Origin of the sequence: Pseudomonas sp. DE0010, from assembly GCF_007680745.1 — a bacterium.
GTDB lineage: Bacteria > Pseudomonadota > Gammaproteobacteria > Pseudomonadales > Pseudomonadaceae > Aquipseudomonas > Aquipseudomonas parafulva_B.
Genome location: NZ_VEJQ01000004.1, coordinates 120,558 through 133,248 on the forward strand (window position 1 = coordinate 120,558; position 12,691 = coordinate 133,248).

General features: G+C 63.4%; 10 protein-coding genes. 1 reads left to right on the forward strand and 9 read right to left on the reverse strand.

The features are described from left to right. Positions 1–10: 10 nt before the first annotated feature. The 5 genes from FS767_RS04710 to pmbA all read right to left on the reverse strand — a co-directional run bounded on the left by FS767_RS04710 (position 11) and on the right by pmbA (position 4,356). Entirely contained in the window at positions 11–622 is a 612-nt protein-coding gene (locus FS767_RS04710) for a superoxide dismutase (RefSeq protein ID WP_144964400.1), read from the reverse strand. Position 623: 1 nt separating this feature from the next. Next, positions 624–1,052, reverse strand: a complete 429-nt coding sequence (locus tag FS767_RS04715; protein ID WP_144964401.1) for a hypothetical protein — start codon at positions 1,050–1,052, stop codon at positions 624–626. Positions 1,053–1,079: 27 nt separating this feature from the next. Further along, positions 1,080–2,456, reverse strand: a complete 1,377-nt coding sequence (locus FS767_RS04720; RefSeq protein WP_144964402.1) for a lyase family protein — start codon at positions 2,454–2,456, stop codon at positions 1,080–1,082. Further along, positions 2,431–2,850 carry a hypothetical protein gene (locus tag FS767_RS04725; RefSeq protein ID WP_058637550.1) on the reverse strand — a complete coding sequence of 140 codons (420 nt, stop codon included), beginning with the start codon at positions 2,848–2,850 and terminating at the stop codon, positions 2,431–2,433. The genes FS767_RS04720 and FS767_RS04725 overlap by 26 nt, the downstream gene beginning before the upstream one ends. Positions 2,851–3,009: 159 nt before the next feature. Further along, the gene (gene pmbA, locus FS767_RS04730; protein ID WP_144964403.1) at positions 3,010–4,356 is read right to left on the reverse strand and encodes a metalloprotease PmbA; all 1,347 of its coding nucleotides are present in this window, start codon (positions 4,354–4,356) and stop codon (positions 3,010–3,012) included. 109 nt (positions 4,357–4,465) lie between these two features. Here pmbA and yjgA point away from each other — a divergent pair, with 109 nt between their 5' ends. Continuing rightward, positions 4,466–4,987 (forward strand): ribosome biogenesis factor YjgA, encoded by a 522-nt coding sequence (gene yjgA, locus FS767_RS04735; protein ID WP_023533376.1) that lies wholly within the window; start codon positions 4,466–4,468, stop codon positions 4,985–4,987. Between the two features lie 35 nt (positions 4,988–5,022). On the opposite strand, the gene tldD is transcribed toward yjgA, so the two are convergent. The 4 genes from tldD to rng all read right to left on the reverse strand — a co-directional run bounded on the left by tldD (position 5,023) and on the right by rng (position 12,680). Then, entirely contained in the window at positions 5,023–6,462 is a 1,440-nt protein-coding gene (gene tldD / locus FS767_RS04740; protein WP_058604405.1) for a metalloprotease TldD, read from the reverse strand. Between the two features lie 2 nt (positions 6,463–6,464). Continuing rightward, a complete protein-coding gene (locus tag FS767_RS04745) occupies positions 6,465–7,316 on the reverse strand; it encodes a carbon-nitrogen hydrolase family protein (RefSeq protein WP_144964404.1) in 852 nt (283 codons plus the stop codon). A gap of 14 nt (positions 7,317–7,330) precedes the next feature. Continuing rightward, positions 7,331–11,140 (reverse strand): YhdP family protein, encoded by a 3,810-nt coding sequence (locus FS767_RS04750; protein WP_144964405.1) that lies wholly within the window; start codon positions 11,138–11,140, stop codon positions 7,331–7,333. A gap of 82 nt (positions 11,141–11,222) precedes the next feature. Further along, the gene (gene rng / locus FS767_RS04755; protein ID WP_058604402.1) at positions 11,223–12,680 is read right to left on the reverse strand and encodes a ribonuclease G; all 1,458 of its coding nucleotides are present in this window, start codon (positions 12,678–12,680) and stop codon (positions 11,223–11,225) included. Positions 12,681–12,691 lie beyond the last annotated feature (11 nt).

Sequence of the window (12,691 nt, forward strand, 5' to 3'; positions counted from 1 at the left end):
CCTGCCTGGCTCATTTCATGGCATCGAGGTAGCGGCGGTTCACTTGCGCCCAGTCGATGACGTTGTAGAAAGCGCCAATGTACTCAGGCCGACGGTTCTGATACTTCAGGTAGTACGCGTGCTCCCAGACGTCCAGGCCGAGAATAGGCGTATGGCCGTGCATCAACGGGCTGTCCTGGTTGCCGCTGCTCTCGACCACAAGGGTCTGCTGCGGGGTAACGCTGAGCCAGGCCCAGCCACTGCCGAAGCGGGTCAGAGCGGCCTTGGTGAAGGCTTCCTTGAATGCCTCGAAGCCACCCAATTGTGTCTCGATGGCACGGGCTACTTCGCCCTGGGGTTCACCTCCACCACGGGGGGACATCACCGTCCAGAACAGACTGTGGTTGGCATGTCCGCCGCCATGGTTGATCACGGCGCCTCGCATCTTTTCAGGTAACTGCTCGACCGCCGCCACCAGTTTTTCCACAGGCCAGTCGGCCCATTCGCTGTCCTCGACCGCTGCGTTAAGGCCATTGACGTACGTCTGGTGATGCTTGGTGTGATGGATTTCCATGGTCTGCGTGTCGATGTGCGGTTCCAGCGCATCGTAGGCATAGGGCAGTGCAGGCAATGCATGGGGCATGTCAATGGACTCCGTGGGCAGGTTGAAGTGAACAGGCGCTGTGCCGATTGAGCAGGTGCTCGGTGCGCGGGTACTGGCCATGTTCGGCGATGAAACTCAACAACTCGGTATAGGTGCGGGCGCTGTGGCGCAGTGCTGCATCACGCAGCGCCCGTGGCAGGCACACGTCCTGACTGGCCTGTAATAGCCGTTGGTGCACGGCGCACAGGTAATCGGCGCTTTCATGGGGCTGCTGCAGGCGCAGGTGCAAGTCGGCCAGGTTGTGATGCGCAATTACCAATGAGGCCACGGCTTCATCGGCATCCTGCCAGCGCGTGAACAGCACCTGGGCCAATGCCAGGGCCTGGAGGTAGTGTTCGCGAGCGTCCACCAGCTCACCTTGCGAGAACAGGTGATTGGCGACTTGCGTGATGCGTTTCCAGTGCTGCATGACGAGCCTCCAGGGCCATTTCGCCCTTCAGATACCGCCGGCGGTCAGCTTTTCCGGGTTCAGCAAGGCCTGCAACCGATCACGGGAAAGGTCAGTGTGTTCGAGCGCCACATCAATGATGGGGCGCCCTTGCGCGTAAGCGGCCTTGGCGATTTCGGCTGCCTTGAGGTAACCAATGATCGGGTTCAGCGCCGTGACCAGGATCGGGTTGCGTGCCAACGCCTCGTTGAGTTTGTGTTCATTGACCTTGAATGTGGCGATGGCCTTGTCTGCCAGCAACCGGCTGGCGTTGGCCATCAGTTCGATGCTTTCGAGCAGGTTGCGGGCGATGACCGGCAACATGACGTTGAGCTCGAAGTTGCCAGACTGACCCGCTACCGCGATCGTTGCGTCATTGCCGATGACCTGGGCGGCGACCATGGCGGTGGCTTCAGGAATCACCGGGTTGACCTTTCCTGGCATGATCGAGGAGCCAGGTTGCAAGCCCTGCAGCTCGATTTCACCCAGGCCCGCCAATGGCCCTGAGTTCATCCAGCGCAGGTCGTTGGCGATCTTCATCAGCGCCACCGCCGTGGTCTTGAGCTGGCCGGACAGTGCAACGGCAGTGTCCTGGGAGCCGATCACCGCAAACAGATTCTGGGCAGGGCGAAACGCTACGCCAGTCAACGTGCTGAGGTAACGGGCGAAGCCGGCTGCAAAATCAGGGTGGGCATTGATACCGGTGCCTACGGCCGTGCCACCTTGGGCCAGGGCCTGCAGGCTGGGCAAGGTCGCCTCGATATGCGCCTTGGCACCGGCAACCTGCGCCGCCCAGCCATCGAGCACTTGGCTCATGCGCACAGGCATGGCGTCCATCAAGTGCGTGCGGCCTGTCTTGATATACGGACGAACCTGGACCGACTTGGTTTCGATCACCTGTACGAGGTGGCTTAGCGCTGGCAGCAGTTGCTCGTGAAGCGCCAGGGCGGCGCTGACATGAATGGTGGTCGGAATGATGTCATTGCTGCTCTGCCCGCAATTGACGTGATCATTGGGATTGATCGCCTCGCTTGAGCCCCGGCTGGCCAGCGTTGCAATCACTTCGTTGGCGTTCATGTTGGAACTGGTCCCGGAACCGGTCTGGAACACATCGACCGGAAAATGCACGCTGAAGTCTTGTGCAAGCAGTTGCTGTACCGCCGTGACGATCGCCTGGCCTTGCTGCGCGGACAACTGCTCCAGTTCGACGTTGGCGTTGGCCGCCGCTGCCTTGGCCAGCAGCAGCGCGCGTATGAACTGGGCAGGCATGCGCTGGCCACTGATGGGGAAGTTGTCGACCGCACGCTGGGTCTGCGCGCCGTACAGCGCGTCTGCCGGCACGTGCAACTCGCCCATGCTGTCACGCTCGATGCGGGTATTGGTCATCATCGGATCCTTGCATCAATTCATCGGGGGAAATCGAGGGCAGCAAACGGCAATTGGCCAGTTGCAGGGCATAGGGCTGCCAGCGTTGGTTCTGCTCCTGCCGGTCGAGGTTGCGCAGGATCAGCAGTGGCCGCCAGGCTTGATCCAGGCACTGGCAGCGCCAATGCCAAGGCAGCATGCGGTCGCAGGCGGTATCGAGCAGCAGGCGAAAGGACGTCAATGCCACGGTCCAGGGTGAGGTCTGGGTGCAGCACACCAGGTAACGCCCTTCCGCCAGGTAATGTTCGATCAGGCGCGGCTCATCGGGCTCCAGGGCACAGCGGATCCGGCGACTGAGCCAGCGCCAGTTTTCGAGATAGGGCAGTTCGCGGAGGGCGGTAGTCATGAACATCATCATCGTGTAGCTGTGAAATGATATTCATTATTAATTGATAAATAGAATCAGTTCAACCGGTAGATGGTATTGAGTATCCGCTGATTGATTTTTTGCTGTTAATAGAGAGGACCGCCGCGATGGGCCGCACAGCGGCCCCACGGTCTCAAATGAAAAGGATCAACTGCCAGCAACCATCATCCGCTCGATCAGCACTGAGCCTGTGTGAATGTTGCTACGGGTCTCCAAGTCGCTGCCAATGGCTACGATCTGCTGGAACATGTCCTTCATGTTGCCGGCAATGGTGACTTCCTGGACAGCGTGCTGAATCTCGCCATTCTCGATCCAGAAACCGGCCGCGCCCCGGGAATAGTCCCCTGTCACCATGTTCAGGCCATGCCCCATCAATTCGGTAACCAGCAGGCCGCGCCCCATGCGCCGGATCAATGCCGCCTGGTCGTCGCTGCCATGGGTGACGAACAGGTTGTGCACGCCGCCTGAGTTGGCGGTGCTGGGCAGACCCAGTTTGCGGCCTGAGTAGGTACCGAGCAGGTAGGACACCAATTGGCCCTTGTCCACGAACGGTTTGGCATAGGTCGCCAGGCCATCACCATCGAAGGCCGCGCTGCCCAATGCCCGCGGGATGTGAGGGCGCTCGTCCAAGGTCAGCCAGGCTGGAAACAACTGTTGGCCGAGGGCGCCCTCCAGGAAGGAGGACTTGCGGTACAGGTTCCCACCGGAAACCGCCGACAGGAAGCTGCCGAACAGCCCGCCTGCCAATTCGGCCGAGAACAGTACCGGCACCTCACAGGTCGGCACCGGCCGTGCGCCCAGGCGACTGGCAGCGCGTTGGGCGGCACGGATGCCGATACTGCGCGGGTCAGCCAGCAGGTGGCCTTGGCGATTGACGTCGTACCAGTAGTCACGCTGCATCTGCCCATCGCCCTCGGCGATCATCACGCAGCTCAGGCTGTGACGCGTGGAGGCGTAGCCACCGACAAAGCCGTTGCTGTTGCCATACACCCTGCACCCCTGGTGGGTGTTGAGCGAGGTGCCATCGGCGTTGAGAATCCGAGGATCAGCGTCGAAGGCCGCAGCTTCGCACGCCAAGGCCATTTCAATGGCCTTCTCCGGCTCCAGGTTCCAGTCGTGATAAAGGTCGAGGTCCGGGATATCGCGGGCCATCAGGGCGGCGTCCGCAAGCCCGGCGCATTCGTCCTCGGAGGTGTGCTTGGCAATGGCCAGCGCGGCTGCAACGGTTTCGCGAATGGCATCCGGACCACTGGCCGAGGTGCTGGCCGAGCCTTTGCGCTGCCCCACGTACAGGGTGATGCCAAAGCCCTGGTCACGGTTGAATTCTACCGTCTCGACCTCGCGCTGGCGGACCGTGGTGGACAGGCCCTGCTCCAGCGACACCGCCACCTCGCAGGCGCTGGCGCCCTGGCGGCGGGCCTCGGCAATGATCGCTTCGACCTGCTCTTGCAAGGCTGGCAGATCGTTCGGGCCGATACTCTGGACTGCACTCATGGTTTTCTCCACTCAGAATTCTGCGTTCGGCAAGGGCCATTCAACGGCCGGGCCGGACAAGCGGCCCCCGACTGGTTATCATGGCGGCGATCTTTAGCGGACTGCCACCATGGTTGATTCAAACGACGACGCCTTCGACGGCGAAAAAAGCAAAACCCAGATCAAGCGCGAACTGCATGCGCTGGTCGAACTCGGCGAGCGGCTTACCACCCTCAAGGCCGATACCCTGGCGCGCCTGCCCTTGACCGATGAACTGCGCAAGGCATTGGCCGAAGCCAGCAAGCACACCGCACATGGGGCTCGCAAACGCCACATGTCGTTCGTCGGCAAGCTGATGCGTGTCCAGGACCTGGACGCCATTCATGCCCTGCTGGAACAGATGGACAGTTCCACTCGCCAGTACAACGAGCGTTTCCACGGTCTTGAACGCTGGCGTGATCGGTTGATCGACGGCAACGACGAGGACCTGGAACGGTTCGTCAACGAATACCCGGAGACCGACCGCCAGCAGTTGCGCTCGCTGGTGCGCCATGCCCAGCACGAGAAGGCCAGGAACAAACCCCCTGCCGCTTCGCGCAAAGTGTTCAAGTACATTCGCGATCTGGACGAGCTGCAGCGCGGGCTGCGCTGATCGCGGCGGGGCCGCCATGCGGCCCCAGCCGACCCTCACGCCCCGGTACCGCCCACCGTGATCGCATCGAGTTTCAAGGTCGGTTGGCCTACTCCGACCGGCACGGACTGCCCGTCCTTGCCACATGTGCCTACCCCACTGTCGAGCGACAGGTCGTTGCCGACCATCGACACACGGCTCATCGCCTCCGGGCCATTGCCAATCAAGGTCGCGCCTTTGACCGGTGCGGTGATCTTGCCATCCTCGATCAGGTAGGCCTCGCTGGTCGAGAACACGAACTTGCCGCTGGTGATGTCCACCTGCCCGCCACCTAAATTCGCGCAGTAGATGCCCTTCTTCACCGAAGCGATGATTTCCTGCGGGTCGCTTTCACCGGCTCGCATGTAGGTGTTGGTCATGCGCGGCATCGGCAAGTGGGCATAGGATTCGCGCCGACCGTTGCCCGTCACCGCCATGCCCATCAGGCGCGCGTTGAGCTTGTCCTGCATGTACCCCTTGAGCACGCCGTTTTCGATCAGGGTGGTGCACTCGGTTGGCGTCCCCTCGTCGTCCACGCTCAAGGACCCACGGCGCCCTTCCAGGGTGCCATCATCGACGATGGTGCAGAGGCTGGACGCGACCTTCTGGCCTATCCGGCCGCTGAATGCCGAACTGCCCTTGCGGTTGAAATCGCCTTCCAGGCCATGGCCGACCGCCTCGTGCAGCAGCACGCCGGACCAGCCAGGCCCCAACACCACGGGCAAGGTGCCGGCAGGCGCGGCAACGGCTTCCAGGTTCACCAAGGCCTGGCGCAGTGCTTCGCGGGCATAGCCCATTACTCGCTCCTCAGTGAAGAAGCGATAGTCGGTGCGCCCGCCGCCGCCCTGCCCGCCGCGTTCGCGACGGCCGTTCTGCTCGACGATGACACTGACGTTGAAGCGCACCAGGGGCCGCACGTCCGCCGCCAGGCTGCCGTCGGCGGCCGCGACCAGAATTCGCTCCCAGACGCCGGCCATGCTGACGCTGACCTGCTGGATACGCGGGTCCAGCGCGCGAGTGGCGGCATCGACACGCTTGAGCAGCTCGACCTTCTCGGCACGGCTGAGCACGTCCAATGGGTTATCCGCCGGGTAGAGCGTGGTCACGTCCTGGGCACGGAACGCCTGGACCGTGCCGTTCTGCCCGGCACGGGAAATCGACCGCGCGGCGCGCGCGGCAGAGGTCAAGGCTTCGAGGTTGATGGCATTGCTGTAGGCGAAACCGGTTTTTTCGCCGGCCTGGGCACGAACACCGACCCCCTGGTCAAGGTTGAAGCTGCCCTCTTTGACAATCCCATCCTCCAGCGCCCAGGTTTCCGAAATCTGGCCCTGGAAATACAGGTCGGCGGCGTCGATGCCAGGGCCGGCCAATTCACCCAGCACACTTTGCAGGCTGTCCAGGGTCAAGCCGCCTGGGGTCAGGAGCTGCTCGCTGACGGTGGATAACATCTGGCTCATAGTCACTCCGAGGTGTGCGCAGGCCGCAATGCGCCCTGCGAGAAGAAGCGCCGGTGATCGATCACCGGCATGCGCGCCCGAATGGACGCCTGTTCGTCACTGTCGCGCTCGGCAAGCAGTACCGCTTCGCCTTGCGCCTGTTGCGCCACGATGCGCCCCCATGGGTCGACGATCGCCGCGTGGCCGTGGGTCTGGCGCTGGCCGGGGTGTAGCCCGCCTTGGGCTGCGGCCAGCATGTAGCATTGCGTCTCGATGGCGCGTGCGCGGATCAGCACGTCCCAATGCGCCGCCCCAGTCACCGCCGTGAAGGCCGACGGTGCACTGATCAGCTCCGCCCCGGCTGCCCGCAGATGGCCGTACAACTCGGGAAAGCGCAGGTCGTAGCACACGCTCAGGCCCAACCGCCCGACCGGCGTATCGGCAACCACCACTTGCGCACCTGGGGCATAGTCATCGGATTCACGATAACGGCCACGATTGTCGGCGACATCCACATCGAACAGGTGCAACTTGTCGTACCGCGCCACCTGCTGCCCATGCTCGTCGATCAGCAACGAGCAGGCATGTGGCTTGGCCCGGGGCTGCCCGTCCGGTGGCAGGGCAATGGTGCCTGCGACAATCCATAACCTGAGGTCGCAGGCCACGCGTTTCAACCAGGGCAGGATCGGGCCTTCGCCAAGGGCCTCGGCGCGGCCGATGGCCGCGGCGTCTGCACGCCCCATGGCAGCGAAGTTCTCCGGCAGCACAGCCAGCCTGGCGCCACCTGAAGCCGCCTGCTCCAGAAGCCTGCTCGCCTGGCGCAGGTTACCCTGCACATCATCCTGGCTGACCATCTGGATTACCGCAGCCTTCATCGACCCTCCTGACGCTATTTCTGGAATGGTTTCACAAAGGTAATCTTAGGCTCTTTCCACGGCCCAACTACCCGGTAATGCACGCTGGCAAAGCGCGACACCCGGTCGCCGATCAGGCGGTCGACCAGGAACAGTGCGCCGCCCACGGCCGGGGCGCCGACGATCAACGCTGCCAGGGGCAGGTTGTTGGTGACCGGCAGGCTGACCTGCAGGTTGGCAGCGACCCGCTCACGCACCATGTCCAGCGTACCATCGAGTTCGAAATCGCTCGACGGGCCGGTGACCTTGATCGGCGTGCGGGTTACGTAGACCCCTTCACTGGCCACCAGCAGCCCCTTGAGCCGGTCGTAGGCCAGGCCCTTTTCGAACAGATCGGAGAAGTCCAGGCGCAAGCGCCGGCCGATGGCGTTGAAGTTCAACAAGCCAAATACCCGCAACGCTTGCGCCCCACCATCTACCTCGACGAACTGCCCGCTGTGCAGCACCGCATCGAGGCTGCCGGAGAAGCGTTTCAGGCTGATCGCCGCCGGGGATCCCGGCCACCGCCCGTCCACGTCCATGCGAAAGTCCCGGCTGGTTACCGTCGGGGCAAAGCCCCAGGCCGTGAGCACATCGCCCAGTTGCTTGCCCTGCACGCGGCCTTTGTACCAGCTCGTGCCGCCAGCGCCATCCCAACCACCGCTGCCGTCGATACGCAGCCCCTTGAGGTTCAGATCGATGTCGCTGGCGTTCACACCGGTACGGGTCGGGCGCAGCTTGATCGCAGCGCTGCCGTACAGATCATCACCGCGGTAGAACCTGTCGATACGTACGTCCAGCGGCGGCACCTTGCGCGGGTCGAAGGACGCCAGCGGGTCGGCGCCGTCTTCGTCCTGCGCCTGGTCGGCATTGCCTGCAGGCAGGCGCAAGGTTTGCAGCCGCACGACGATAGGGGCGCCCTCGGCGTCTGGCACGCGCGCGTCACCCACCACCTGCCGACTGTCCAGGCGCACGTCCCAGGCCGCCGACCCACGCGCCAGGCGCACCCTCGACTGGTTCAATTCCGTACCGTAAGCCTTCAGGGTTCCTATGCTCAGGTCCACGCTCTGCAAAGTCTGCCGCGCACTGCCGCCGGGATCGTCGCCCCCGAGCTTTTGCGCCTGAGCCTGCCAAGGCTCAAGGTCCAGGGTATCGAGGTGCCCACGAACGCGCAGGCCGCGCCCGCCAGGAGGCTGCGCTTGCCCAGCGCCAAGCAGCAACTCGCCAGCACCCTGGTCCAGGTGCTCGGCGGGTGCTACATAGGCCAGTCGGGCGAGATCGGTGTAGGCGGCGTCGATGCGCCGTTGCGCGCCTTGCAGGTTCATGCTGAAACGGCTGGCCCGGCTGTCGGCAGGCGCTTTGCCAAAGGGTGCCGGCAGGTCGATCGACAGGCCTTTGAGGTCCGAATCGACGCTCAACAGGTTTTCACGTGCGCCAATGCTCAACTGCACCTGGTACGGCAGCTCGCCCGAGGCTGGCAGTGACTGGTCGAAATGCAGCCATTGGGTCAGCGCCTGCAGCGAAACCCGACCGTTGGCACTGATTCGTGTCTGCATCTGCCCCGGTTCGCCTTCAGCCGCGATCTGCGCAGTGACCGGCTTGCCGAATGCCTGCAGGGAAATGCCCTTGCCACTGAGGCCTTTGTCATAGTCGAAGCTGAAGTCGCCCTTCAAGCGCGTGAGCTCCAGCTCAGGTGAAGCAATCTTGAGCCGCGCATCGCGCGTGGCGAAATCCACCTTCACCTTGGGCTGCTGCCCATGGGCCAGCGGTATGTCCAGCTTGACCTTGCCTTTGAGGGGGCCCTCGCCTTCCCATCCGGCGAAGATCTCATGGGTGCCGATGGGCGCTTGCTTGAGTATCTTGAGCCCGTCCACCAGGCCACCGTCGAAATTGCCGTCCAAGTGCAAGTGGCTGTCACCGTTGCCTTCCACATGTGGAATGTCGACGTTCACGTCGCTGACCTTGGTATCGAGCAGCACGCCGCGTTGTGCCTTGATGCGCACACCACTGTCCTCGATGAACACGTCCCCGTCCACATGCTGTACCTGTGGCCAGCCGGGCTGGAAGTCCAAGGTGGCATCATGAACCTTGAAGAACAGGCTGATGCTGCGGGCTTCGGGCCTGGCGCCGTGATTGAGCGAGCCTTGGTACTGGAAATAACCCTGGTCGACGCTGCCCTTGACGATTGCGCTGCGCAGCCATTGGTCCAGGGCCGGGCTCAAGACCTCAGGCAGGTACTTGGCGGTGTAGCGGCCATCGCCATCGGTCAGACCAACACGCAGGTCCATGTAGTCTTCACGCCCTTCCTCGAACAGCAGGCGGATGAGGAAGTCGCCTGCTATGTTGCCCTCCTCGCCCACGACCTTCAGATAAGGGGCAACCAGGGTGAAACCTGCCTTGTCCAGCGTCCAGGTCAGGCGCGCATTGGCTTTCTGGTAGTGCCAGGGTTTGGCGAAGATCGGATCCAGGTGCAGCATGAACGCGTCGGTATCCAGACGCAGCTCGCCGTGCCCAAGGTCGCCGCTGATGCTGCCGTTCACGTTACCGGCAGCCGGGGCACCGTGATACGCATCGAAACCCACGCGCTCCAGGTTGCCTTCGAACGCCAACCGGCGATCACCGTCGGCATGGGGCCGGGCCGTCAGCTGCACGTTGCGCAAGGCACCTGTGACATTGAGGCCATCGACCACCGCCAGCGCCTGCTGGCCCATGGGCGCCAAGGCGTGGATCAACGGCGTGAGGGGGGTCAGCTCCAGACGATCGGCCTGCACCTGCCAGCTTTCATCAGCCGGCGCAGCACCGTTGCGCTGCCTCAACCGCAGCCGCGACGCCCAATGCGTGTCGCCAAGGTCCATCGCCAGCGAGTCGACAACGACGTCGAAGCCCTCATCCTGACGCTCGAACCAGGCATTGAGGGCCAGATTGTCTACCTTGGCCGGCTTGCGCGTGTCATAGGCCCCTTCAAGGCGCGGCGCATTCAGGCGTACGGCGCCCTGGTGCAACTGGCGGTCGCGCCAGCCGAACCAGGCCTCGCCGCCAGCCTGAAGCACCTGGGCATGCCACTGCCCCAACAGCCGAGGCGGCAACCAGCGCGCCCAGTCACTGTCCGGCAGGTTGAGGTAGCCGTCTACCTGCGCGTCACGCCAGGCCTCGGCCGAAGCGCGGCTGCGCGCGCTCAGCGTCAGGGGTTGGCCATCTGGCAAGGTTGCCCGTAGGTCCAGCGATTGCCGCGAAGGCCCTGCCAGCAAGCCTGCGCTGACATAGGTCAGCGTCAGCGGATCACGCTGCCAGGCGTGCAGGGTGACCTGACTGTCGAACACATCGACCCGCCCGAGCCGGCGCAGGTCCTTGAGCAATTGTTCGGGTTGCAGCGGTGCGTCGTCCTGCTTGGGCAGGCCCTCGAGCTTCCACTTGCCGGTTTCATCCTCGCGGGCGATCAGTTGCAGGCCGGCCAGCTGGATGCGCGCCAGGCGCACTTGACGTGCGACCAGGCTGCCCCAGACATCCGGCACCACGATGACGTCATCGAGCCGCAAGGCCGTGGCGCCTTCACCGATTTGCAGGTCGTGTACGGTCAGCACCGGTGACAGCCTGCTCCAGCGGCCCTGGAGCGCGCCAATGTGCACGGGCACACCCAGTGCCTCGGCAACCTTGGCCTGCACCGTGCTGCGGTACTCGGCCACCAGCGGCACCAAGGCCCGGCCGAGGCTTGCGTACAGCGCCACTGCGATAAGCAGCAAGGCGCAAGCCCCCAGCCCCCAACGGGTCAGGACACTCAGAACGCGGCTTAGACGTCCCATGGCCATGGCCCTCCAGGTCGTATATGCATAATGGCCCGTGGTGCCGTTTTCGCCATGCCGACCGAAGCGCGTCGGGTTTCAGCAGGCCTCAGAGCAGCACCACGTCATACTGCTCTTGCGAATACATCGACTCGACCTGGAAGCGAATGGTTCGCCCGATGAAGGCCTCGAGTTCAGCCACGTTGCCAGACTCTTCGTCCAACAGGCGATCGACCACCTTCTGATTGGCCAGCACGCGATAGCCTTCAGCCTGGTAGGCGCGGGCTTCACGCAGGATTTCGCGAAAAATCTCGTAACAGATGGTTTCGGGGGTTTTGAGCTTGCCTCGCCCCTGGCAGGCCTGGCACGGTTCGCACAGCACCTGCTCAAGGCTCTCCCGGGTGCGCTTGCGGGTCATCTGTACCAGGCCCAACTCGGTGATGCCGATGATGTTGGTCTTGGCGTGGTCGCGCTCCAGCTGTTTTTCCAGCGTTCGCAGCACCTGGCGCTGGTGATCCTCGTCCTCCATGTCGATGAAGTCGATGATGATGATGCCGCCAATGTTGCGCAGCCGCAGTTGCCGGGCAATGGCGGTGGCGGCCTCAAGGTTGGTCTTGAAGATGGTTTCTTCCAGGTTGCGGTGGCCCACGAAGGCGCCGGTGTTGACGTCGATGGTAGTCATCGCCTCGGCCGGATCGACCACCAGGTAGCCACCGGACTTCAACGGCACCTTGCGATCCAGGGCGCGCTGGATTTCGTCTTCGACACCGTACAGGTCGAAGATGGGCCTTTCGCCTGGGTAGTGTTCCAGACGGTCGGCGATTTCAGGCATCAGCTCTTGCACGAACTGCGTGGTGCGCTGGAAGGTTTCCCGCGAGTCGATGCGGATCTTTTCGATCTTCGGGTTGACCAGGTCGCGCAGGGTACGCAGCGCCAGGCCCAGGTCCTCGTAGATGACCAGGGGTGCGCCACAGGTCTTGATCTGCGCCCCGATCTGCTCCCATAACCGTCGCAGGTAGCGGATGTCCTGCAGGATTTCCTCAGCCCGCGCGCCCTCGGCGGCGGTGCGCAGGATGAAGCCGCCGGCCCCTTGTATGTTCTCGCTGTCCACGCAGTCGCTGACCACGCGCTTGAGGCGTTCACGCTCGGCCTCGTCCTCGATCTTGAGCGAAATGCCCACGTGGCTGCTGCGGGGCATATAGACCAGGTAGCGCGACGGGATCGACAACTGGGTGGTCAGCCGCGCGCCCTTGCTGCCGATGGGGTCCTTGGTGACCTGCACCACCAGCGCCTGGCCTTCATGGACCAGGGCGGTGATGTTTTCCACCGCCGAGCCTTCGCGCTGCGAAATTTCCGAGGCATGGATGAATGCGGCCCGTTCCAGCCCGATGTCCACGAACGCCGCCTGCATGCCGGGCAGCACCCTGACCACCTTGCCCTTGTAGATATTGCCGACGATGCCGCGACGCTGGGTGCGCTCGACGTGCACTTCCTGCAGTACCCCGTTTTCCACCACCGCCACGCGTGACTCCATCGGGGTGATGTTGATCAGGATCTCTTCGCTCATGGCAGGTTCTC

Bases quoted from the DNA above. Each gene is read 5' to 3' on its own strand.
- FS767_RS04710 (WP_144964400.1), bottom strand. From the start codon at position 622: ATGCCCCATGCATTGCCTGCACTGCCCTATGCCTACGATGCGCTGGAA.
- FS767_RS04715 (WP_144964401.1), bottom strand. From the start codon at position 1,052: ATGCAGCACTGGAAACGCATCACGCAAGTCGCCAATCACCTGTTCTCG.
- FS767_RS04720 (WP_144964402.1), bottom strand. From the start codon at position 2,456: ATGACCAATACCCGCATCGAGCGTGACAGCATGGGCGAGTTGCACGTG.
- FS767_RS04725 (WP_058637550.1), bottom strand. From the start codon at position 2,850: ATGATGTTCATGACTACCGCCCTCCGCGAACTGCCCTATCTCGAAAAC.
- pmbA (WP_144964403.1), bottom strand. From the start codon at position 4,356: ATGAGTGCAGTCCAGAGTATCGGCCCGAACGATCTGCCAGCCTTGCAA.
- yjgA (WP_023533376.1), top strand. From the start codon at position 4,466: ATGGTTGATTCAAACGACGACGCCTTCGACGGCGAAAAAAGCAAAACC.
- tldD (WP_058604405.1), bottom strand. From the start codon at position 6,462: ATGAGCCAGATGTTATCCACCGTCAGCGAGCAGCTCCTGACCCCAGGC.
- FS767_RS04745 (WP_144964404.1), bottom strand. From the start codon at position 7,316: ATGAAGGCTGCGGTAATCCAGATGGTCAGCCAGGATGATGTGCAGGGT.
- FS767_RS04750 (WP_144964405.1), bottom strand. From the start codon at position 11,140: ATGGCCATGGGACGTCTAAGCCGCGTTCTGAGTGTCCTGACCCGTTGG.
- rng (WP_058604402.1), bottom strand. From the start codon at position 12,680: ATGAGCGAAGAGATCCTGATCAACATCACCCCGATGGAGTCACGCGTG.